This is a genomic window from Flavobacterium sp. RSP46, assembly GCF_003984825.1.
GTDB lineage: Bacteria > Bacteroidota > Bacteroidia > Flavobacteriales > Flavobacteriaceae > Flavobacterium.
In genome coordinates this window covers 410,921-433,337 of sequence record NZ_RYDM01000002.1, presented here as the reverse complement: position 1 = coordinate 433,337, position 22,417 = coordinate 410,921, and the positions used below count along the sequence as shown (strand labels likewise).

Annotated in this window: 23 protein-coding genes and 1 pseudogene; 22 read left to right on the top strand and 2 right to left on the bottom strand. The window is 33.9% G+C overall.

What is annotated here, in order from left to right:
• Positions 1 to 297: 297 nt before the first annotated feature.
• The 20 genes from EKM01_RS06140 (at position 298) to EKM01_RS06045 (ending at position 19,943) form a co-directional block, all read left to right on the top strand.
• The gene (locus EKM01_RS06140) at positions 298 to 498 is read left to right on the top strand and encodes a hypothetical protein (protein WP_126767411.1); all 201 of its coding nucleotides are present in this window, start codon (positions 298 to 300) and stop codon (positions 496 to 498) included.
• Between the two features lie 58 nt (positions 499 to 556).
• Positions 557 to 1,000 carry a ubiquinol-cytochrome c reductase iron-sulfur subunit gene (locus tag EKM01_RS06135; protein ID WP_126767408.1) on the top strand — a complete coding sequence of 148 codons (444 nt, stop codon included), beginning with the start codon at positions 557 to 559 and terminating at the stop codon, positions 998 to 1,000.
• A 250-nt stretch (positions 1,001 to 1,250) separates the two neighbouring features.
• Positions 1,251 to 1,685, top strand: a complete 435-nt coding sequence (locus tag EKM01_RS06130) for a thioredoxin family protein (RefSeq protein ID WP_126767405.1) — start codon at positions 1,251 to 1,253, stop codon at positions 1,683 to 1,685.
• On the top strand, positions 1,685 to 2,668 hold the full coding sequence (locus tag EKM01_RS06125; RefSeq protein ID WP_126459289.1) for an FAD:protein FMN transferase: 984 nt from the start codon (positions 1,685 to 1,687) through the stop codon (positions 2,666 to 2,668). Before EKM01_RS06130 ends, EKM01_RS06125 begins: the two co-directional genes overlap by 1 nt.
• 15 nt (positions 2,669 to 2,683) lie before the next feature.
• Positions 2,684 to 2,896, top strand: a complete 213-nt coding sequence (locus EKM01_RS06120; RefSeq protein WP_126451655.1) for a DUF4266 domain-containing protein — start codon at positions 2,684 to 2,686, stop codon at positions 2,894 to 2,896.
• Between the two features lie 43 nt (positions 2,897 to 2,939).
• A complete protein-coding gene (locus EKM01_RS06115; protein WP_126767402.1) occupies positions 2,940 to 4,382 on the top strand; it encodes a DUF3570 domain-containing protein in 1,443 nt (480 codons plus the stop codon).
• 652 nt (positions 4,383 to 5,034) lie between these two features.
• Positions 5,035 to 5,892 carry an ATP phosphoribosyltransferase gene (gene hisG, locus EKM01_RS06110; protein WP_126553413.1) on the top strand — a complete coding sequence of 286 codons (858 nt, stop codon included), beginning with the start codon at positions 5,035 to 5,037 and terminating at the stop codon, positions 5,890 to 5,892.
• A gap of 73 nt (positions 5,893 to 5,965) precedes the next feature.
• Positions 5,966 to 7,258, top strand: a complete 1,293-nt coding sequence (hisD, locus tag EKM01_RS06105) for a histidinol dehydrogenase (protein ID WP_126767399.1) — start codon at positions 5,966 to 5,968, stop codon at positions 7,256 to 7,258.
• Positions 7,248 to 8,303 carry a histidinol-phosphate transaminase gene (gene hisC, locus EKM01_RS06100; protein ID WP_126561518.1) on the top strand — a complete coding sequence of 352 codons (1,056 nt, stop codon included), beginning with the start codon at positions 7,248 to 7,250 and terminating at the stop codon, positions 8,301 to 8,303. The genes hisD and hisC overlap by 11 nt, the downstream gene beginning before the upstream one ends.
• 15 nt (positions 8,304 to 8,318) lie before the next feature.
• On the top strand, positions 8,319 to 8,747 hold the full coding sequence (locus EKM01_RS06095; RefSeq protein WP_126561519.1) for a DUF2846 domain-containing protein: 429 nt from the start codon (positions 8,319 to 8,321) through the stop codon (positions 8,745 to 8,747).
• Positions 8,748 to 8,782: 35 nt separating this feature from the next.
• On the top strand, positions 8,783 to 9,919 hold the full coding sequence (gene hisB, locus EKM01_RS06090; protein ID WP_126561520.1) for a bifunctional histidinol-phosphatase/imidazoleglycerol-phosphate dehydratase HisB: 1,137 nt from the start codon (positions 8,783 to 8,785) through the stop codon (positions 9,917 to 9,919).
• A gap of 89 nt (positions 9,920 to 10,008) precedes the next feature.
• Positions 10,009 to 10,596, top strand: a complete 588-nt coding sequence (gene hisH, locus EKM01_RS06085; protein ID WP_126561521.1) for an imidazole glycerol phosphate synthase subunit HisH — start codon at positions 10,009 to 10,011, stop codon at positions 10,594 to 10,596.
• A 99-nt stretch (positions 10,597 to 10,695) separates the two neighbouring features.
• Positions 10,696 to 11,478, top strand: coding sequence for a HisA/HisF-related TIM barrel protein (locus EKM01_RS06080; protein ID WP_126561522.1), 783 nt, complete (start codon positions 10,696 to 10,698; stop codon positions 11,476 to 11,478).
• A 98-nt stretch (positions 11,479 to 11,576) separates the two neighbouring features.
• On the top strand, positions 11,577 to 12,332 hold the full coding sequence (hisF, locus tag EKM01_RS06075) for an imidazole glycerol phosphate synthase subunit HisF (RefSeq protein WP_126561523.1): 756 nt from the start codon (positions 11,577 to 11,579) through the stop codon (positions 12,330 to 12,332).
• Positions 12,333 to 12,415: 83 nt separating this feature from the next.
• Positions 12,416 to 13,021 (top strand): bifunctional phosphoribosyl-AMP cyclohydrolase/phosphoribosyl-ATP diphosphatase HisIE, encoded by a 606-nt coding sequence (gene hisIE / locus EKM01_RS06070; RefSeq protein WP_126451645.1) that lies wholly within the window; start codon positions 12,416 to 12,418, stop codon positions 13,019 to 13,021.
• 121 nt (positions 13,022 to 13,142) lie between these two features.
• A complete protein-coding gene (locus EKM01_RS06065) occupies positions 13,143 to 14,288 on the top strand; it encodes an alpha/beta hydrolase (protein ID WP_233589301.1) in 1,146 nt (381 codons plus the stop codon).
• A gap of 95 nt (positions 14,289 to 14,383) precedes the next feature.
• On the top strand, positions 14,384 to 15,817 hold the full coding sequence (locus EKM01_RS06060; protein WP_126767396.1) for a M17 family metallopeptidase: 1,434 nt from the start codon (positions 14,384 to 14,386) through the stop codon (positions 15,815 to 15,817).
• A 3-nt stretch (positions 15,818 to 15,820) separates the two neighbouring features.
• Complete coding sequence (locus EKM01_RS06055) at positions 15,821 to 17,035, top strand: acetyl-CoA carboxylase biotin carboxylase subunit family protein (protein WP_126767393.1); 1,215 nt, start codon at positions 15,821 to 15,823, stop codon at positions 17,033 to 17,035.
• A gap of 146 nt (positions 17,036 to 17,181) precedes the next feature.
• The gene (locus tag EKM01_RS06050) at positions 17,182 to 18,228 is read left to right on the top strand and encodes an alkaline phosphatase D family protein (protein ID WP_126569039.1); all 1,047 of its coding nucleotides are present in this window, start codon (positions 17,182 to 17,184) and stop codon (positions 18,226 to 18,228) included.
• Between the two features lie 59 nt (positions 18,229 to 18,287).
• A complete protein-coding gene (locus EKM01_RS06045; protein WP_126576163.1) occupies positions 18,288 to 19,943 on the top strand; it encodes a M1 family metallopeptidase in 1,656 nt (551 codons plus the stop codon).
• 44 nt (positions 19,944 to 19,987) lie between these two features.
• On the opposite strand, the gene EKM01_RS06040 is transcribed toward EKM01_RS06045, so the two are convergent.
• On the bottom strand, positions 19,988 to 20,824 hold the full coding sequence (locus EKM01_RS06040) for an AraC family transcriptional regulator (protein ID WP_126459331.1): 837 nt from the start codon (positions 20,822 to 20,824) through the stop codon (positions 19,988 to 19,990).
• A 155-nt stretch (positions 20,825 to 20,979) separates the two neighbouring features.
• Here EKM01_RS06040 and EKM01_RS06035 point away from each other — a divergent pair, with 155 nt between their 5' ends.
• Positions 20,980 to 21,975 carry a phytanoyl-CoA dioxygenase family protein gene (locus EKM01_RS06035; protein WP_126553393.1) on the top strand — a complete coding sequence of 332 codons (996 nt, stop codon included), beginning with the start codon at positions 20,980 to 20,982 and terminating at the stop codon, positions 21,973 to 21,975.
• 91 nt (positions 21,976 to 22,066) lie between these two features.
• Positions 22,067 to 22,246 (top strand): annotated as a pseudogene (locus EKM01_RS06030) (adenine phosphoribosyltransferase); the annotation flags it as partial.
• Here the strand turns inward: EKM01_RS06030 and EKM01_RS06025 are convergent.
• Complete coding sequence (locus EKM01_RS06025; protein WP_091170625.1) at positions 22,243 to 22,383, bottom strand: SsrA-binding protein; 141 nt, start codon at positions 22,381 to 22,383, stop codon at positions 22,243 to 22,245. The pseudogene EKM01_RS06030 and the gene EKM01_RS06025 overlap by 4 nt on opposite strands.
• Between the last annotated feature and the right edge of the window lie 34 nt (positions 22,384 to 22,417).

Here is a 22,417-nt window from a genome sequence, read left to right as displayed (position 1 = left end):
TTTTCAATAATAGCTTAATAATCAAGGGATTTTAATTATAAAAGGGAGTGTCAGTAATTTTAAACATTAAAGATCAAGGACAAATATACTCTTTTCTTATCTTAAGATATTGATTCAGCTTGAAATTAGGCTCAAAACTAGATTCAGTACGGTTCTTAGAGCACTAATAATGAATTTTAATTTTTATATTGAAGGAACTAACATTACCCGCAAAAAGAGTGAAACATAAATACCGTTAATTTTAACGGATGAAAAAGTACGTAAAATTGATGATCAACTTTCAAAAACTAAATTATTATGAAAACACAAAACGATAAAAAATTAGATAATCCAGTTTGGTTTTCGTTATTAGAAACGCATCAAAATTTTGCTATGAATTCTGGCAATATAAAATTCTATCCTCCGGATTATTGCCCGTTTGGTGGTTTTGAAAAAGGCGATGCTATTGCTAAGTCTATCGATAAATACGCTGCAATGGTTGATAATTTCTTTCAATAAAAAACTAAACTTGAGTTTTTTACGTAACTATTATTATTAGAAACTAATATCAATAATTATGACTAGAAAAGAATTTTTTTCCAGAGTAGGATTTGGAGCAGCAACAGTTTTACTACCTGCTTGTATTGCTGGCATGGCCGTGAGTTGTAGCTCTGATGATACAAATTCAGGTTCATCAGGTACCACCACCCCGACACCTTCAGCAAGTTCAAATTTCACAGTTGATGTAAGCATGGGGACTTTAGCTAAAAACGGAGGTTTTTTAGTAACCCAAGGAATAATTATCGCTAGAACCAACGCAGGTGATTTTCTAGCAGTCTCTGCTGCATGCCCTCATGAGGGAGTTATTGTTAATTATGATGAAGCAGGTAACAAATTTGTTTGTCCAAGACATAATTCTCAATTTACCAGTAAGGGAGTAGTTACAATTGGGCCTGCAGCATCTAATTTAAGAGAGTACAAGACTTCATTAGCAGGAACAGCACTGACTGTTTTTGTATAATAAAATTAAAACAAAGAGCTATAAGTAAGTCGAAAGTTTAAAAGTCGTAAAGTCAAAAGAATTAACTTTAAGTAAAACAGCTTTAAATCAGATTTTTACATGATTTTATCCTGATTTTAAAATACGACATTATACCATGGTTATTACTTAAGTCTCTTATTGTTAAATTAATTCTGTCTTAATTTTGTTCTCTGCTAAATTGTTGTTTAGGGAAAACAAATACTTTTATAGAAATAAAAACAACCCTAAAATGAAAAAATACACGCTGATTTTGTTTCTTTTCTTAGGAACATTTGGTTATTCTCAAAATTGGGAATCTGATTTTAATGATGCAAAAATAAAAGCAATCAAAGAAAACAAAAATATCCTTCTTGTGTTTTCAGGATCTGATTGGTGTGCGCCTTGTATTAAACTAGAAAATACAATCTGGAAGTCAGAAGATTTTAAAAATGAGGCAAAGCAAAAATGGGTCATATACAAAGCTGATTTTCCTAAGAAAAAAGCAAATTTACTGGCTGCTAATTTAACAGCTAGCAATAAAAAATTAGCTGAGCAGTACAACAAATCTGGAAATTTCCCTTTAGTGCTGTTACTGGATAAAACAGGGACCGTATTAGGAATTACTGGTTACAAAAATGTGACTCCGCAAGAATACATTCAAATCATTCATTCCTTTGAGAAATAATGAAAAAAATACTCGTACTCAGTTTTATATTCACAACGGCATTAGCAACTTCGCAAATTACGCATAAGAGAAAGTTGTTTATGTTAGGGAGTCCTTTTGAGGTTACCGCTGTTGCAAGTGATACTATAAAGGCCAACGAATATATTGATTTGGCTGTAGCCGAAGTAAAACGAATTGAGTATTTAATCTCCGATTGGATTCCAACAACGCAAATCTCCGAAATCAATCGCAATGCAGGAATACAGCCAGTAAAAGTGGATGCTGAAGTTTTTGAATTGGTCGAAAGAGCCATTAAAATCTCCCAAATTACCAATGGTGCTTTTGATATTTCGTATGCTTCCATGGACAAAATATGGAAATTTGATGGTTCCATGAAAGTAATGCCAACCGATGAAGCCATAAAAAAATCAGTCGCGAAAATTGGGTATAAAAATATTATTCTAAACCAGAAAGAACAGACTATTTTTCTAAAATCAGAAGGAATGAAATTAGGTTTGGGCGGCATTGGACAAGGCTATATTGCTGATAAAGTAAAAGATTTATTGTTTTCTAAAGGCTGTCTTTCCGGAATTATAAACGTCTCGGGAGATATTAATGCCTGGGGGAAACAACCGGACGGAAAACCTTGGACTGTAGGAATAGTAAACCCTTTGAACAAGAATAAAATTTTTGCCACGTTCCCGATAGAAGACAGTGCGGTGGAAACTTCCGGCAGTTATGAAAAATATGTGATTTTTAACGGTATTCGTTATTCGCATATTATTGATCCCAGAACGGGGTATCCGGCAAATGGTGTGGTCAGTGTCTCTGTTTTTTCCAAGCAGACTGAAATCGCTGATGCGTTGGCCACAGGAATTTTTGTACTTGGAGTAGAAGTAGGCTTGGATTTAGTAAATCAAATTAAAGGGATTGAATGTATTATTGTTGACGATAAAGGAAAAATTCACTCTTCAAATGGAATTGATATCAAAAAATATAATTAATAACAAAATGCACTCATGAAACATAAAATAGCCTTTGTATTTTTTACACTTTTGATTTTGCAATCGTGCAGTTCCATAAAAGAATACGAAAAAGAGAAAATAACTGATCCTGACATGAAGCTTTCTGCCCGAACAGCGGAACGGTATGAAACGTCTTTTCAAGTATATCGTGAAGCTGCTGGCGGAGCCAATGGTGGAAAATCAGGTGGCGGCTGTGGTTGCAATTAATTTAAAGCATCAATTCAGATTGTAAATTCCAATCCATTAGAAAATGAAAATAAAAATTTTATCTCTTTTTATCTTAATCACTGTAACTGCTTTTTCTCAAGAAAATAGTAAAGAACCCGTTTTTAAAAAAAGAGTGTTAGAAAGTACAGAAGTGGACTTTCTAGCGAGTTATTACGAGCAAGATGGATCAAGATCAGCTGTTTCTGGGGGTATTGGTTCAGAGAAACTTACAGATGTCGCTTCTAATATTGTGGTGGCAATGCCGTTGAATGAGGATGATGTCTTGACTATTGATTTAGGAATATCAGCCTATTCATCAGCTTCGTCCAGTAATATAAATCCATTTAATTCTACGGGTGCTTCTGGCAGCAGAGGCGCTAATGATCCAACAGCAGGCAGTAAAGCGGCGGCTACGGGACCCAGTGGAACGCCTTGGCAAGCTTCATCTGGTGCTTCAAGAAGTGATGAGTTAGTATCCGTTGTTGCTAATTACAGTCATAGTAGCGATTCCAGGAATTTTATTTGGAATACAGATGTTTCTTTTTCAAATGAATATGATTACACTTCAGTTGGTTTTGGTGGCGGAATCACTGGTCTTTTTAATGAAAAAAACACAGAATTGAGTTTGAAAGTAAATGCATATATAGATCAATGGAGACCTATTTATCCAACAGAGTTGCACGAATATTCATTGTATGGTTCAAATTTTTTAAATCAAGGCTATTTTTTTGGTGTATCAGTTTTGGATCAGAACGGTGTATCCTCAACAGATTACTTGCCGTCTGAATTTAAACAGGTTACTACTGTTAACAGAAATTCATTTTCAGCTTCTGTAGGGTTTTCTCAGGTTTTGACTAAGAAATTACAAGTTTCCGTTTTCTTTGATGTATTGCAACAACAAGGATTATTGTCTTCTCCTTACCACCGAATTTATTTTGCAGACAAAGCCAATTTTTACATTGGACAAGCGCAATACATAAGCAATTACGAAAGTCCAAGCAACACCGGAGTTTACAAATTAGCAGATGATATCGAAAGATTACCGGATTCACGGTTTAAACTTCCCGTTGGAGCGCGTTTGAATTATTACATCAATGACCGATTTATATTACGAACTTATTATCGTTTTTATTCAGATAATTGGGATTTACAATCGCATACCGCCAGTATTGAACTTCCTGTGAAATTGTCCGATAAGTTTACTGTTTTTCCCATGTACCGCTATTATACACAAGCGGCTTCTAAATATTATGCGCCTTATGAAACGCATTTGTCAACAGAAAAATTTTATACTTCAGATGCTGATTTAGCCACATTTGATGCCAATCAATACGGTTTTGGCGTTAATTATACAGATATTTTTTCTGCAGGGAAAATTTGGAAATTTGGCTTAAAAAATATTGATTTTAGATTCAATCATTACAAACGAAGTGATAATTTGACGGCTAATATTGCTACCATTGCTTTCAAATTTGTAATGCAATAAACCCTAAATTTACAAAAAATAATAAAGATGCATATATTAATTCTTTTCAACTGCACTATTTTTATTCAGAGACCGAAAACGGAATCAAGACCAAAATACATATTACACTCATTTGTAAATGGTTGAAAACAAAATTCTAATTATCGGAACCTTTTTCGGAATTGGAATTTTGATAGCTGGAATGTTTTTAAAGAAAGATTCGTTAAAAAATACGGCGTATATTTTGTTTGTGATAGTGTCAATTTTTGTCAATAAAAGTAGGAAATTCTGGGGATGAAATTCGTCATACAGAAATTAGTGAAGACAGCGCTGTTTCTGCACCCGTGAATGAGAATACAGCTGTGAAAAAAGAATATAATAAAAAACAAGAATGATATTCATTTAACAAAAATTAGCATTTAAGTTAAAATAAAAATTGCTTTCTAAAGAATTTAACTCGTATATTTGCAAAAGAATTAAAATAAAGCAGACAAAAATGTTTACAAATCAATTGCATCATCATCATTTTCATTATTGCTCTCAAGCGATGTGTTAATGGTATGTGTGTAAATCATCATATTCTAAAAACCCGTTTGAGTACATCAAACGGGTTTTTTATTACCCCATATTTGTACTCAATCAAAATATTTTAAACAAAAAAACAAAAAACAAAATGAGTACATTAAAAATTGCAATTCAAAAATCAGGGCGTTTAAACGAAGACAGCATTCAAATTCTAAAAGATGCAGGCATTTCAATTGATAACGGAATCGACCAATTAAAAGCAGAAGCATCCAATTTTCCTTTAGAAGTTTTGTATTTAAGAAATTCGGATATTCCTCAATATCTGATTGATGGAGTTGTGGATATTGCTATTGTGGGCGATAATTTATTAGTTGAAAAAGGCGGAGATATTGAAGTAATTCAAAAATTAGGTTTTTCAAAATGTAAAGTATCTGTTGCTGTACCAAAAGCATTTGATTACAAATCCGTTCAGGATTTAGACGGTATGCGTATTGCCACTTCCTACCCTAAAACAGTACTTGATTTTTTTAGTTCTAAAGGTGTAAATGTCGATATTCACCAGATTTCAGGTTCGGTTGAAATAGCTCCAAACATTGGTTTAGCTGATGCTATTGTTGATATTGTTTCCAGTGGAAGTACATTATTTAAAAATAATCTAAAAGAGGTTGAAGTTATTTTTAAAAGTGAAGCGGTGTTGGCTGTTTCTCCAAAAGTAAGTCCTGAATCTCAAAAAATAATAGACACTTTAAAATTCAGAATTGAATCTGTTTTAAGAGCAAGAAAATCGAAGTATATCTTGATGAATGTGCCAAATGACAAAATTGATGCTGTTGGAAAAATTCTTCCGGTATTACGAAGTTTAACCGTTTTGCCTTTGGCACAAGAAGGATGGAGCAGCGTACACTCGGTAATCGACAAAGACACTTTCTGGGATGTGATTGATCAATTGAAAGAAGCTGGAGCTGAAGGAATTTTAGTTTGTCCAATTGAGAAAATGGTTTTGTAGAATTATGAATGATATGATTTAAAAGTAAAATCTTTCAATTTTTAAATCATTTAATCTTTGAATAAAATTAAAAATGAATAAAATATTCAATCCAAAACCCGAAAGCTGGGCTTCCATTTTAGAAAGACCTACAAAAACGGTTGATGATATAGAAGCAACAGTAAAAGAAATTTTTAAGGAAGTACAAAAGAAAGGTGATCTTTCTGTTGCAAAATACACTTCGCTTTTTGATGGTGCAATTATCGAAAATTTAGCAGTTTCTAAAGCAGAAATTGACGAGGCTATTGCTTCCATTTCTGCCGACTTAAAAGAAGCAATTTCACTTGCAAAGTCAAACATTAAAAAATTCCATACTGCTCAAAAAACAGAAAGAGTAACTGTAGAAACTATTGAAGGAGTAAATTGTTGGCAGGAAAAAAGACCCATTCAAAAAATTGGATTGTATGTTCCAGGAGGAACTGCACCTTTATTTTCCACAGTCTTAATGCTTGCTGTTCCTGCAGAAATTGCAGGCTGTAACGAAATTGTTTTGTGTTCCCCTCCCGATAAAAATGGAGCTATAAATCCCGCAATATTGTATGCTGCAAATTTATGTGGTGTGACTAAAATATTAAAAGTAGGAGGTATTCAAGCAATTGCCGGAATGACTTTTGGTACGGAAACGATCCCTAAAGTGTATAAAATTTTTGGACCAGGAAATCAATATGTAACGGTAGCCAAGCAACTCGCAACTCAGTTTGGCGTAGCAATTGATATGCCGGCCGGTCCATCAGAATTATTGATTGTGGCTGATGATACAGCAGTTCCAGCTTTTGTAGCATCAGATTTATTATCTCAAGCGGAACACGGAGCGGACAGTCAGGTAATTTTAGTTTCTACTTCCAGAAAGTTAATTGAGGCTGTTGAGGCTGAAATCCAAATCCAAATAAAAGCGTTGCCAAGAAAAGCGATTGCTGAAAAAGCGATTGCTAATTCTAAATTAATTTTTGTCGAAAATGATAAAATCGCTTTGGATTTAATAAACGAATACGGACCGGAACACTTTATTGTGTGCACTGCCAACGATGATTTTTATATTGACGAAATTGAAAATGCAGGTTCGGTTTTTATAGGGAATTATACACCGGAGAGCGCCGGTGATTACGCATCGGGCACCAATCATACCTTGCCTACCAACGGATATGCAAAAAACTATAGTGGTGTAAATTTAGATAGTTTTACAAAAACAATGACTTTTCAAAAAATAACGGAAAAAGGAATCCAAAATATAGGAAAAGCTATTGAAATAATGGCTGATGCCGAAGGGTTGCAAGCACACAAAAATGCAGTTACATTACGATTAAAAGCACTGGAAGATGGGAAATAGTTTTGATATCAATAATTTGGTTCGAGAGAACGTAAAAACAATGAAGCCGTATTCCTCTGCTCGCGATGAATTTGAGGGTTTTGATACTGCTGATATGATTTTTTTGGATGCCAATGAAAATCCGTTTGAGAATGGCGTAAATCGCTATCCTGATCCACAACAAATGAGTGTGAAAGCAGTTTTGGCCAAACAAAAAAATGTAAAGACCAACCAAATTTTACTTGGAAATGGCAGTGATGAAGTATTGGATTTATTATTCAGAGCTTTTTGTGAACCAAAAACAGATAATGTGATTACCTTACCGCCAACCTACGGAATGTATGGTGTTTTGGCTAATATCAATGCAGTTGAAAACAGAGAAGTATTACTTTCAGAAGATTTTCAACCGCAAATAGAAAAAATTATTAAAGCTGTTGATGCAACCACTAAAATCATTTTTTTATGTTCACCAAATAATCCAACCGGAAATTCTTATTCGGATGAAAGTGTGGCGTATATTCTTCAAAATTTTAAGGGGTTGGTAGTAATTGATGAAGCATATATTGACTTTTCAAAAAAAGAAAGTTGGATTAATGAATTAGACGAATATCCAAATTTGGTCATTACTCAAACACTATCAAAAGCGTACGGTTTGGCAGGAATCAGATTGGGAATTTGTTATGCATCTGCTGAAGTAATTTCGGTTTTGAATAAAATAAAACCACCGTATAATGTGAATGAACTGACTCAAAAAAGAGCATTGGAACGATTAGACAAGCCGGAAAAGATAAAATTTGAAATTGAATCTATTATAGCGCAAAGAGAGGAATTACTTAAAGTGTTACTTGATATTAATTTTGTCGAAAAAACTTATCCTACAGAAGCCAATTTTATTTTGGTAAAAGTGGATGATGCCAATAAAAGATACGCAGAGTTGATTGCAAAAGGAATTGTAATCAGAAATCGAACCACCCAACCACTTTGTGAAAATACATTGCGTTTAACTGTTGGAACAGAGAATGAGAATAAGAAGTTGATTGAGGTGTTATTAGCAATTAGTAAATAACTTAATTAAAACGAAATGAAGAAAATAAATAAACACCTGTTGTTAAGCTTTTTAATTTTTTTGTGTTTCACTTCTTTTATCAATGCTCAACACAAAGAAAAAACTGGTAAAATCTATTTCCTACGTTCTACAGGTATTTCTGGCTCTGGTTCAGCATTCAAAATGTTTATTGATGATAAATTTGTTTGTAAACTGAATAATAAAAAATACTCCGTACATGAAGTTGCTGAAGGAAAGCATAATTGTTTTGTTAAAGGTGGCAGAAAGAAGCCAGGGGAAAGTGCTGAAAAATTTGAAGTTCAAGTTGAAGCAGGAAAAATAACCTATGTTCAATTAGTCTATGAAATAGGTATTTTTGAGTACTACCTTTATTTTAAAGAAGTTATGGAGGAAATAGCCTTAAAGAAAATAGAAAAAATGTCAGAAGACACAAAATGTTTTTAATATAATTTTACAGTAGATAACTAAGACATAGCTAAATGAAAAAAATACTTTTTATAGATCGTGACGGAACAATGGTTTTGGAACCAAATGATTATCAATTAGACAGTTTTGAAAAACTGGAATTCTATCCAAAAGCATTTCAATACCTTGGGAAAATTGCTTTGGAACTAGATTTTGAACTCGTAATGGTGACCAATCAAGATGGTTTGGGTACGGATTCGCATCCGGAAATTAACTTTTGGCCCGTGCATAATTTAATAATGAAAGCATTTGCTAATGAAGGCGTGGTTTTTAGTGAAGTCTTAATTGATAAAACATTTCCGCACGAAAATGCTCCAACGCGCAAACCTGCATTAGGTTTGTTGACAAAATACATTGATAATCCGGAGTATGATTTAACAAATTCATTCGTAATAGGAGATAGGATAACCGACGTTGAATTAGCCAAAAATTTAGGTTCAAAAGCGATTTTTATTAATACCGATGAAGAATTGGGAGGCGACGAAATTGCTTCAAAAAGAGAGGAATTAGATTCCGTTATTGCTTTGCAAACTACCGATTGGAAAGTAATTTATGAGTTTTTGAAATTAGAAGAACGCTCCGCTTCAATAAAAAGAAAAACAAATGAAACGGATATTTACATCAACGTAAACCTTGATGGAACGGGTAAAAGCAAAATCGAAACTGGTATTGCTTTCTTTGACCACATGCTGGATCAAATAGCTCGTCACGGACAAATGGACTTGGAAATTCTTGTAAAAGGTGATTTGGAAGTAGACGAACACCACACAATTGAAGATACAGCAATTGCACTTGGAGAAGTTTTTGCGAAAGCATTAGGAAATAAATTAGGAATAGAACGTTACGGTTTTTGTTTGCCAATGGACGACTGTTTAGCGCAAGTGGCTATTGATTTTGGAGGCAGAAACTGGCTGGTTTGGGAATCCGAATTTAAACGGGAGATGGTCGGAAAAATGCCAACGGAGATGTTTTATCATTTCTTCAAATCTTTCTCGGATGGAGCGAAAGCCAACATCAATATAAAGGCAGAAGGAACGAACGAACATCACAAGATTGAAGCCATTTTTAAAGCTTTTGCCAAAGCAATAAAAGTAGCCGTAAAGCGGGATACAGAAAAAATGATTTTGCCAAGTACAAAGGGGATGCTTTAATTTAGTCGAAAGACAAAAGTCTTAAAGTCTTAAAGTGCTCCGGCATTGACTTTATGACTTTTGACTTTACAACATTAAGACCAATATAAATGAAAACAGTAATCATAAATTACGGTGCAGGCAATATTCAAAGTATTATGTTTGCCATCGAAAGATTGGGATTCAAAGCCATTTTGAGTAATAATCCAGAAGAAATTAAAGTAGCAGACAAAGTGATCTTTCCAGGCGTTGGAGAAGCAAGTTCCGCAATGAAAATGCTTTTAGAAAGTGGTTTAGAGACTTTGATTCCAACCTTGAAACAACCTGTTTTGGGAATATGTTTGGGAATGCAACTGATGTGCAACAAATCGGAGGAAGGGAATACCAAAGGTTTGGGAATTTTTGATGTTGATGTGATTAAATTCACGCCAAAAGTAAAAGTACCACAAATGGGGTGGAACCAAATTTACAACTTGAAATCAGATTTATTCAAAGGAATTGCTGAGAACGAATATATGTATTTAGTACATAGTTTTTATGCTCCTATTTGTACAGAAACCATTGCTACAACTAATTACGAGCTAGAATATTCCTCAGCATTGGAAAATGAAAATTTTTATGGAACTCAATTTCATCCCGAAAAAAGTGGTGATGTTGGAGAACAAATTTTGGGTAATTTCTTAAAATTAAAGGATTGAAAAATTCAAAGATTGAAAAATTAGAGAATCAAATAGTTCTTTAATTAACATTCCCAATCTTTAAATAATTCAATTTTTAAATCTTTAAATTAAAAATAAATGAGAATAATACCTGCAATAGACATCATTGATGGAAAATGTGTTCGCTTGTCAAAAGGCGATTACAATACCAAAATTATATACAATGAAAATCCGCTTGAAGTGGCCAAATCATTTGAAGCTCACGGTATAGAATACCTGCACCTGGTTGATTTAGACGGAGCAAAGTCAAGCCAAATTGTGAATTATAAAATATTAGAGCAAATAGCTTCTAAAACCAAATTGAAAATTGATTTTGGTGGTGGATTAAAATCCGATTCCGATTTGAAAATTGCTTTTGAAAGTGGTGCCAATCAAATTACCGGCGGAAGTATAGCCGTTAAAAATAGAGAACTATTCGAAAAATGGATTGCAGAATACGGTGCTGATAAAATTATTTTGGGAGCAGATGCCAACAATGAAAAAGTAGCGGTCTCTGGTTGGTTAGAAGATTCTAATGAAGAATTGATTCCCTTTATACAAGAGTATCAAAATAAGGGAATTCAGTATGTAATTTGTACCGATATTGCCAAAGACGGTATGCTTGAAGGACCATCCTTTGATTTATATAAAAAAATTATTAATCAATGCACTGTCACTTCGAGCGCGTCATCTCGAGCGCAGTCGAGAGGCGAGAAGTTGGCGCAAGCCAATGGCATAAAATTAATTGCTTCAGGAGGAATTTCTACTTTTGACGAATTACCAAAACTAGCCGAATTAGGCTGTGAAGGAACAATAATTGGTAAGGCAATTTATGAAGGACGAATTTCATTGAAACAATTAGAAAAATATATAATAAAATAGATTGTTTCACAAAGACACACAAAGATGACACTAAGATTCACCAAGAATTTTGTGAATCTCTGTGAAACTTCGTGAATCTCTGTGTAATAAAAACAATAATGCTTACAAAAAGAATTATTCCCTGTCTCGACATTAAAAACGGAAGAACCGTAAAAGGTATTAATTTTGTGGACTTGCGTGACGCAGGAGATCCAGTTGAATTAGCTAAAATATATTCAGATGAAGGCGCGGATGAATTGGTCTTTCTAGATATTTCTGCCACGGAAGAAAGAAGGAAAACCTTAGTTGATTTGGTTCGTAAAGTCGCTTCCACGATTAATATTCCATTTACTGTTGGTGGTGGAATTTCCTCCGTTGAAGATGTTGAAATTTTGCTGCAAAACGGGGCGGATAAAGTTTCTATTAATTCTTCAGCGGTCAAAAACCCGCAGTTGATTAATGATTTGGCACAAAAATTTGGAAGTCAATGTGTAGTGGTTGCAATTGATGCCAAACAAATTGACGGGCAATGGATTGTTCATTTAGTAGGAGGAAAAGTGCCTACCGAATTGAATTTGTTTGATTGGGCCAAAGAAGTGGAAGAACGTGGTGCAGGTGAAATTTTATTCACGTCAATGGATAATGACGGAACTAAAAACGGTTTTGCTAATGAAGCTTTGGCTAGACTTTCTGAGTTAGTTAATATTCCTATAATTGCTTCAGGAGGAGCAGGAAATATTCAACATTTTGTAGACGCTTTTGTAGCTGGAAAAGCCGATGCAGCATTGGCCGCAAGTGTATTTCATTTTAAAGAAATTGAAATCAAAACATTAAAAAAAGTCCTTAAAAATAACAATATCGAGATTAGAATATAGAAATAGATAATAGAATAAAGAGAAAAGAAAGTTAGATTAGATAATCTTTCAATCTTTAAATTTTCAATCTTTAAATTAAAAACATGAACATAGATTTTTCAAAAAATACAGACGGATTAATTCCAGCAATCATTCAAGACAGTGAAACCAAAACGGTTTTGATGTTGGGTTATATGAATGCCGAAGCGTATCAAAAAACGATAGACACTAAAAAAGTAACCTTTTACAGTCGAAGTAAGCAAAGGCTTTGGACAAAAGGCGAGGAAAGTGGCAATTTTCTAAATCTGATTGACATCAAAAACGACTGTGATAATGATACGCTATTGATTCAGGTAAAACCAGAAGGGCCAACATGTCATAAAGGTACAGATACATGCTGGGCTGACGAAAACAAAGCAGATTATGGCTTTATTTCGGATTTAGAAGATACAATCCAACTTCGAAGAGAAAATGCAGATTCAGAAAAAAGTTACGTTGCTTCTTTATTCAAATTAGGGATGAACAAAATTGCCCAAAAAGTAGGTGAGGAAGCGATTGAAGTGGTTATTGAAGCCAAAGATGACAATGATGATTTGTTTTTGAGTGAAAGTGCTGATTTACTTTTTCATTATCTTATCTTATTGCAAGCCAAAGGGTTTAAGTTAGATGATGTGGTAACAGTTTTAAAAAGCCGTCAGAAGAAAAATTAGCATACTTACTTTTTATACATAAAACCCAATAGAAAATTCATTTGCTATTGGGTTTTCTTTTTTCTTTTATTTCCAATAGCAATCCACTATATTTACTTTTATTTTAAAATTAAAGCAGCACATGCAAGTAATGAATTCAGACAATACCACCTTTAATCCTGATGCAAACAATTTTATACTAAATACTGGACTACACATAATTCTAACTACTGATGAAGATGACGCTCGGCCGGTTTATATTTCAGGGAATTTTAATAATTGGCGCACACAGGACAACGAATTTCTGATGGAGAAGATAGGGAACCGTTCGTATCATTACAAATTCCCACATGATTTTGATTATCCAGAGATGCTTTTGTATAAATTTACGAAAGGAGATTGGAGCGATGTTGAGATTAACAGTCATGGGAATCGTACCGAAAATCGCTCTACATTAGCACATACTGGCATTCAAAAAGAACACGTTGAGAGATGGAGAAAAAACTGGTTGCCTTTTAAACAATCTTTTTTACCTCAAGTGCAATTGATTTCGGATGAATTTGAAATTCCCCAACTCAATAAAACCAGGAAAATATGGGCGTTATTACCCCATGATTATGACAAATCGAGTGAAAGTTATCCGGTTATGTATTTGCAGGATGCTCAAAATTTATTCAATGAATCAGCTGAATTTGGCAATTGGGAAATTGATAAAAAACTGGCAGTTATGTCAGAATATAAAATCGGAAAAATTATAATTATTGCTATTGAACACGCCGAAGAAGATCGCATCAAAGAATACAATGTAGGGAAAACTGTTCTAGGAAAGGGACAAGGCAAGAAATACATTCGCTTTGTGACTGATACATTAAAACCCTACGTAGATCGCAATTTTAGAACCAAAAAAGAACGGGAATTCACCGGAATTGGAGGAAGCTCAATGGGTGGATTAGTTAGTATTTTTAGTGGATTAAGAAATCCTGAAGTGTATGGGAAATTAATGATTTTTTCGCCCTCGCTTTGGGTCGTTCCTGAATTAAAAATCAATACTGAAAAAGCTAATTCAGCAGATACAAAAATCTATTTATATGCCGGTGGCGATGAAAGTATAAAGATGATTGAACATATCAAAAGTTTTAAAGATAGTTTGATTTCAACTGAATTTGTAAAAGAAAAATCGAATATTAATTTAAGTATTAACAAGCAAGGAAAACATAGTGAAACCTATTGGAGTGACGAGTTTCCAAAAGCAATTGAATGGTTGTTTTTTAATGAAAAAGAGGTGTAGAGATGCGATTTATCGCGTCTATTACAGAGTATAGCTAAAAAAACGACATTAATGTTGAATTTCATCCAATAACAACAGCCATAAAAAAAGAATAAATGAGAACAAGTACAATAACAAATTCAGATGATTTTTCAGGTACAATTTTAATTCCGGTTTTTGAAACCTATTCAAAAAGTATTGTTCCCATTACATTTAATGGATTAGAAATTGCTTCCAAAGTTTTTTTTGGTAAAAAAGACACACACTATTTGGCCGAAAAAAATGATAATACGTATGTTTTTATTGGCTTGGGAAAAACGATAGATTATAAATCGTTAAAAACTATTTTTCGCCGTATTTCATCGAAACAAAAAGAAAATTTAAGTTTGAGTGTAGCTTTAGTTATACCAGAACAATTTACTGAGGATCAGGTTGAAGCTATGATTTCAGGATTGTTTTTGGGAACGTATGATTTAGGTCATTTTAAATCGGAGAAAAGCGTACATCCTTTTTTACAACCAGATTTTAGCTTGAGTTTATTATCTGAAAAAGAGCATTTGGCTACAGCCAAAAAAGGAATTAAAATTGCCAAAGCACAACTAGCAACCTATAATTTAGTCGATTTACCACCCAACACGATCAATCCAAAATACTTGTCGAATTGGGCTAAAGAAACCGGGGATCACTATGGATTTGATGTGGAAGTCCTGGGTTATGAAGCTTCTAAAATTGCAGGTCTTGGCGCTTTTTTAGCCGTAGGAAAAGGAAGCGAGAATGAACCTCAATTTATCATTATGAAGTATACTCCTGTTGTTGAAGTAAAACACTTAAAACATGTTGGATTGGTGGGGAAAGGAATCACCTTTGATACTGGTGGATTAAATATAAAAACGGCAGGAATGGTCCACATGAAGTGTGATATGGCTGGTGGTGCGGCAGTATTTGGGGCGATGCAACTTATAGCCGATTTACAATTGCCAGTCAAAGTAACTGCTATTGTTCCTTGTGCCGAAAACTCGGTTGACAGCAAGTCCTTTTTACCTAGTGATGTAATTCACAGTTACAGTGGACATTCAATAGAAATAATTGATACTGATGCAGAAGGCAGACTCATTTTAGCCGATGGATTATCGTATTTGATTAAAAATTTCAAACCGGAATATATTGTGGATATCGCCACACTTACTGGAAGCAGCGTGGGTACTTTTGGGTATGAATGTGGTGCTTTGTTTACCAACAATGCAGAAATGGCTAAGAAATTGCAAGAAAACGGAGATGCAATAGGAGAGCGTTTGTGGCCTTTACCGCTTTGGGATGTTTACAAATCAGACATAGAAAGTGATATTGCCGATGTGAAAAATTATAGCGGAAAACCAGTTGCCGGAGCCATAAGTGCCGCCAAATTTTTAGAATATTTCACCCAAGAACACAACGCTTGGGCGCACCTTGATGTAGCTGGAGTGGCATTTGGTGAGGATGAATTTGCTAAAAGTAAGCATGCAACAGCGTATGGTGTTCATTTATTAACTAAATTCATAGAAAATTTATAACCTATGGAAAACGCTAAAACCTTTCTTTGTATTTCAAATTATTTCAAAGGTGCCGATTTTTTAATTAATTTAAAAAAATTAGGCAACAAAGTCTATTTAGTGACAAGCGAAAAACTCAGAGACAAGCCATGGCCACACGAACATATTGATGAGATTTTTTATATGGAAGGCCAAGATGTCGATTGGAATTTAGAACATCTGTTATTAGGTGTTGGTAATTTTATGAAAACTACTAAAGTAGATGCCATTGTTGCGTTAGACGATTATGATGTAGAAAAAGCCACGTATCTAAGGGAAAACCTCCGTATTGATGGGATGGGACAAACTACGGGACGTTATTTTAGAGATAAATTAGCGATGCGAATGAGAGCCAAAAGTTGTGGAATTTCTATTCCTGCTTTTTGTTCTTTGTTTAATGACCATGACATCAATACTTTTGCAGATGCTATTCCTGCTCCATGGGTTTTGAAACCACGTTCCGAAGCTTCTGCAACAGGAATTATAAAAATAGAGGACAAAGAGCGTTTGTGGATCCATATTAATGAAATGGGGAATAACAGATTCAAATATCTATTGGAACAATTCAAACCTGGTGATGTGTATCACTGTGACAGTTTGATTTCGGATAGCAAAGTAATCTTCAGTTTGACTTCTAGATATTTAGCTACACCAATGGAAATATCTCAAGGTGGCGGCGTTTTCCGTTCTGCAAATAGTAAATACAAATCAGAGGATGATATTGCGATAAAAAAATTAAATGAACAAGTGATGAAAGGTTTTGGGTTGAAACATGGAGCCGCTCATACAGAGTTCATCAAAAGTAATGAAGATGGACAGATTTATTTCTTGGAAACTTCTTCACGAGTAGGAGGAGCGCATTTGGCCGAAATGGTTGCTGAAGCTTCGAATATTAATTTATGGAAAGAGTGGGCGGCAATTGAAGACGCTTTGGTCAAAGGAACGAAGTACAGTTTACCAAAAGTAAAAAAAGGATATGCCGGAATCGTTTTGACTTTAACAAAATTCCAGCATCCTAATTTATCTTCGTTTTCAGATCCGGAAGTTTGCTTTAGAATACCCTTAGAATATCATGCAGGACTTATTGTCAAATCAGATAATCAAGAAAGAATTTTAGAATTGCTAGAGGAGTATGGCAAACGTTTAGCCAATGATTTTACTGCTGTAGTAGAACAAAGCAAAGTAACCCACCTGCATTAATTTTTGTGTTTTAATCTAATGAAAAAGCGACTATTTTAATTGGATAGTCGCTTTTTTATTAAACTTTACTTAAAGTTCAATTGAGCATATTAGTATACCTTAGCAACAAATTTTTTTAAATTAAATAGATTTTATAATACCTTCACATGAAAAAAATACTTTTTATTTTTAGCTTTTTTGCCCTTATTAGTTGTAAAATTCAGAATACACAACAGGTACTTGAAACTAATAAACCTACTCAAAACACTTACTTTACGATTGCTTTTGGTTCCTGCGACAATCAAAAGATTAAAAATGAACTTTGGCCAGCGATAGACAAAAATCATCCTTCCGTTTGGATTTGGGGAGGTGATAATGTGTACTCGGATACAGAAGATATGCAGTTTCTTAAAAATAATTATGAAATTCAAAAACAAGACGCGGATTATCTAACTTTTATTAAAGATAAAATAGTTTTAGGAACTTGGGATGATCACGATTATGGAGCAAATGACGCTGGGGAAGAATATCCCTTTAAAAGAAAAAGCCAACAGTTATTATTGGATTTTTTAGGCACTTCAAAGAACGCTTCTGAGCGAAAAAGAGACGGAGTTTATACTGCTAAAACTATTGAGGTAAATGGAAATAAAATAAAAGTCATTGTATTGGACTCTCGCTTTTTTAGAACGGCACTGACTAAAGCCACCGATTTAAAAAAACGTTTTCAACCTAATACAGCAGGTGAAGGAACGGTGTTAGGAAATGCACAATGGAAATGGTTGGAAAATGAACTTCAAACTTCTGAGGCACAATTTAATGTTATTGTCAGCAGCATTCAATTTTTATCAAATAAACACGGTTTTGAAGCTTGGGGAAATTTTCCCCATGAAATTGAAAAACTAGAGCAATTGATTGTTTCAACGAAAGCAAAAGGTACCTTTATAATTTCTGGTGACCGCCATATTGCTACTTTTTCTTCCAAAAAAGTTCGCGGATTGTCGTATCCTTTAGTCGATTTTACTTCGAGTGGACTAACCCATACCTATGCTTCTTTTTCTGGCGAAGAAAATCCTTATGTAAAAGGAGAAGTGATCAAAGATATTAATTTTGGGTTGCTGAAGTTTGATTTTGAAAACAATAAGGTGATCATGGAAATTCGTGGAAAAGAAAATACGCTGTTGCAAGAATATGTCCAAATCTATCCTGGAAAATAAATTCCAGGAAGTTTAATTATAGAGTTTTAAAGTTTATTTTTGTCTAAAGTAAATTCACCATGCAAAAACAATTCAGTCTTATTTTGATCTCTTTCCTTATTTTTAATGGTGTAAATGCGCAAGGACTTTTGGAAAAAAAAGAGGAAATATTTACCAGACAAGATACTTTGCGCGGCAGCATCACCAAAGAAAGAGCGTGGTGGGATGTAAAACAGTACTATCTTGATATTAAAGTAAATCCTGCTGACAGTACTATTTCAGGTTCCAATACAATAAAATATCAAGTCGTTCAGGAATACAATAGTATGCAAATTGATTTGCAAAATCCTATGGAAATTTATAAAGTCATTCAGGATGGAGTAGCTTTAAAATATAGAAGAGAAGGAAATGCATTTTTTATTGAATTGATTGCATCTCAAACAAAAGGAGCCATAAAAAAGTTGACTGTTTTTTACGGAGGCAAACCTAAAGTTGCTGTAAATCCGCCATGGGATGGAGGAATTACTTGGAAAAAAGATGCTAATGGGAATTCTTTTATTGCTTCTTCTTGTCAGGGATTGGGTGCGAGTGTTTGGTGGCCAAACAAAGATCACATGTATGACGAAGTGGAAAATATGCTGATCAGTGTAAATGTTCCTGAAAATTTGACAAATGTATCTAACGGTCGTCTGATCAGTGTTAAGCAATTAAAGGACGGAACCAAAACCTATAATTGGTATGTCTCAAATCCTATCAATAATTATGGTGTAAACATAAATATAGGAGATTATGTTTCGTTTTCAGAAAAATATAAGGGAGAAAAAGGCGATTTAGACTGTACCTATTATGTTTTGAGAGACAATTTGGCGAAAGCCAAAAAACAATTTCAGGATGTTCCAAAGATGTTGAAAGCTTTTGAGCACTGGTTTGGACCATATCCTTTTTATGAAGACAGTTACAAGTTAGTTGAAGCTCCGTATTTAGGAATGGAACATCAAAGTTCAGTGACCTACGGAAATAAATTTAAAAATGGTTATTTAGGAAGGGATTTAAGCGGAACGGGTTGGGGATTAAAATTTGATTTTATCATTATCCATGAATCCGGACATGAATGGTTCGCCAATAATATTACGTACAAAGATATTGCTGATATGTGGATTCATGAGAGTTTTACAAACTATTCTGAAAGCCTTTTTGTAGAATATTATTATGGGAAAGAAGCTGGATTTGAATATATCCGAGGGACCAGAAAGGGAATAAACAATGATAAGCCGATTATAGGAAACTATGGTGTAAACAAAGAAGGATCTGGTGATATGTATCCAAAAGGAGGGAATATGCTACATACTTTACGCCAAATTGTAAATGATGATGAAAAATGGAGAAAAATATTAAGAGGTTTGAACAGTACTTTTTACCATCAAACGGTATCGACTAAACAAATTGAAGATTATTTAAGTCAGCAAGTTGGAATCGATTTAGCTACCTTTTTTAATCAGTATTTAAGAGATACCAGAATTCCTACAGTAGAATATTTTTTCAAGGATAATCAATTAGGATATCGCTGGACAAATTGTGTGTCAGGTTTTAACATGCCTGTTAAAGTAACGCTGAATGGCAATGAAGAATTGCTACAACCAGAGACAGAATGGCAACGTGTTTCTGTAAATACTGAAAATTCAAAATTGGAAATAGATAAAAACTTTTATGTAGCCAGTTTTAATATTACGGAATAAATTACAAAAGGTATGTTTCTGAAATTTAGGAAACATACCTTTTTTTATCTTTTCTTAAACTGTATCGGATTTTCACCCACTACTTTTTTGAAAATTCTATTAAAATATGACAGACTTTCAAAACCACACTCAAAGCACGTTTCTGTTGCATTTTTATCAGTTTTTAAAAGTATTTTAGCTTGTTCTATTCGATACTGATTTAAAAATTCAGTAAAAGTCAATCGGGTCATTTTTTTAAAATAACGACAAAAAGCGGCTTTGGATAAATGAGTCAAACGAGAGATTTCTTCAATAGAAACAGCCCTTTGGTAGTTTTCTTCTATAAATTTATATACTACTTTTAATCGCACTTGTTCTTTGTTATTGTACAGATTCTCAAATGGTTTATCGTGTAATAGTGTCTTTTCATTTGCTGTTGCTAAAATCTGAAATATGGACAGTACTTCTATAAATTGTTCAAAATGTGATAAAAGATGAATTTTTTGAAGCCTTTTGCCAATTTCATCTTTTACAGCTCCATGAAAACAAACCACCTTTTTAGAGTTCTCAAATAATTGATTAATGAAAGCTAGTTCAGGAGTGGTGATAAAGTCATTTTTGAAAAAATCTTCTTTTATCTGTAAAACTACTTTTTCATATTCGGTTTTAATTCCATAATCAAAATTCAAATGCGGAATATTAGAACCTATAAAAACCAAATCACTTCCTTCAAAATCCCCAATATGGTCACCTACGCGTCGTGTTCCATTTGGTGCTACAATGAAAGTCAATTCAAATTCAGGATGAAAATGCCAATAATAAAAATTATTCAATTTTGGATTGACCAATATTCTAAAGGAACTACCGGCTAATCTTTTTATATCCTCAAAAACTATTTTCATACCTCGTTACTGCTATAATTGTTCAATATAATACATATACTTGTCTAAAGTTACTAAAATAAATCAATATTGTACAAATAGCAGTACATTTTGTGAAAGTAATTAAGGTTCACTTTTTCTAATTTTGGAATAGTAATAACACGAAATAGATAATTATGGAAAAGAATAAGCAATCAATGGTTCCCACAATGGTTCCCACAATGGCACATAACAATGCCCACAAAGATATTCCGGGAAATCCATCGACAGCAAAATCCAGCACAACAAAATTAAATGATCGCTCTAATGGTAAACCTCTGCGTTTGCTTACTGAAGCCGATTGGAAGTTTTGGATTGAAAACGGGTATATTGTAATAAAAAATGCTGTTCCGAAAGAAAACGCTAAAAAAATGGCCGATTTCCTGTGGGAATTTGAAGAGAAAAATCAAAATGACCCAGAAACTTGGTATGCGCCACCAAGAGCCGAAATGCAAATGAAAGAACTTACCAATAGCGGTATGGTTGAAGTGTACAATCATCAATACCAATGGGATAATCGACAAATGAAAAAAGTATACGATGCATTTGTAGATATTTGGGGAACGGAAAAATTATGGGTAACCATTGACCGAGCAAATCTAAATTTACCAGTCCGTCCGGATTTTGATTTCAAAGGATTTATACATTGGGATTATGATCCTGAAACAAAACCTCAAAACGTACAAGGAGTTCTCGCTTTGGCAGACCAAATGGATGAAAATATGGGAGGATTTCAATGTATTCCTGATTTATATCGAAATTATGATACTTGGAAACTGACACAACCGGAAGATAGAAATCGATTTCAACCGGATACCTCTGAATTTGAAGGCAAATTTGTAAAAGTAAAAATGGAAGCAGGAGATTTATTGATTTTTAACAGTTCACAACCGCATGGCATTCGCCCCAATATTACAAAAGATAAAGTGAGAATGGCACAATATATTTCTATGATGCCAGCGGAAGAAGAAAATGAAGAACTACGTCAATGGAGAGTGAATTCCTGGAAAGACAGAATTGCACCTGAAGGATATGCCTTTCCTGGAGATCCCCGTAAATGGGAACAAACCAAATATAAAACGGCAGCGCTTAGTGAATTGGGAAAAAAATTATTGGGAGCAGAGAAGTGGTAACAATAAAGTAGACTATGTTTTTATCGTAATTTAAAAAGTCTCTTGCTATAAATAATTTTATTATTGGCTGACATAATTTCCAATTTCAGAAGACCGAATTCTGATTCACGATGATGTTTTGGCCACCGAAGGAACGGCAAAAGTAGTTTGTGAATTGGTCAAAAGATTGGATAGAGAAATTGTACAATGCAATTTCCTAATGGAATTAGCTTTCTTAAATGGAAGGGCAAAAATCAAAGGAAATGAAATTTTTGCCGCAATTACGTATTAATCCAGCGCACGTGTGGTTACGTAATATCTAAAACCAATAATTGCCATTTGCCATTTCTTGGCTTTAGCCAAATCCAATCGCTGTTTGGTGAAACTAGGTAAAATAACTTTGTTAATTTGGGCTAGGATTTTATACATATCATTTTGTTTGGTGTAAAGATATAAAAAAAGA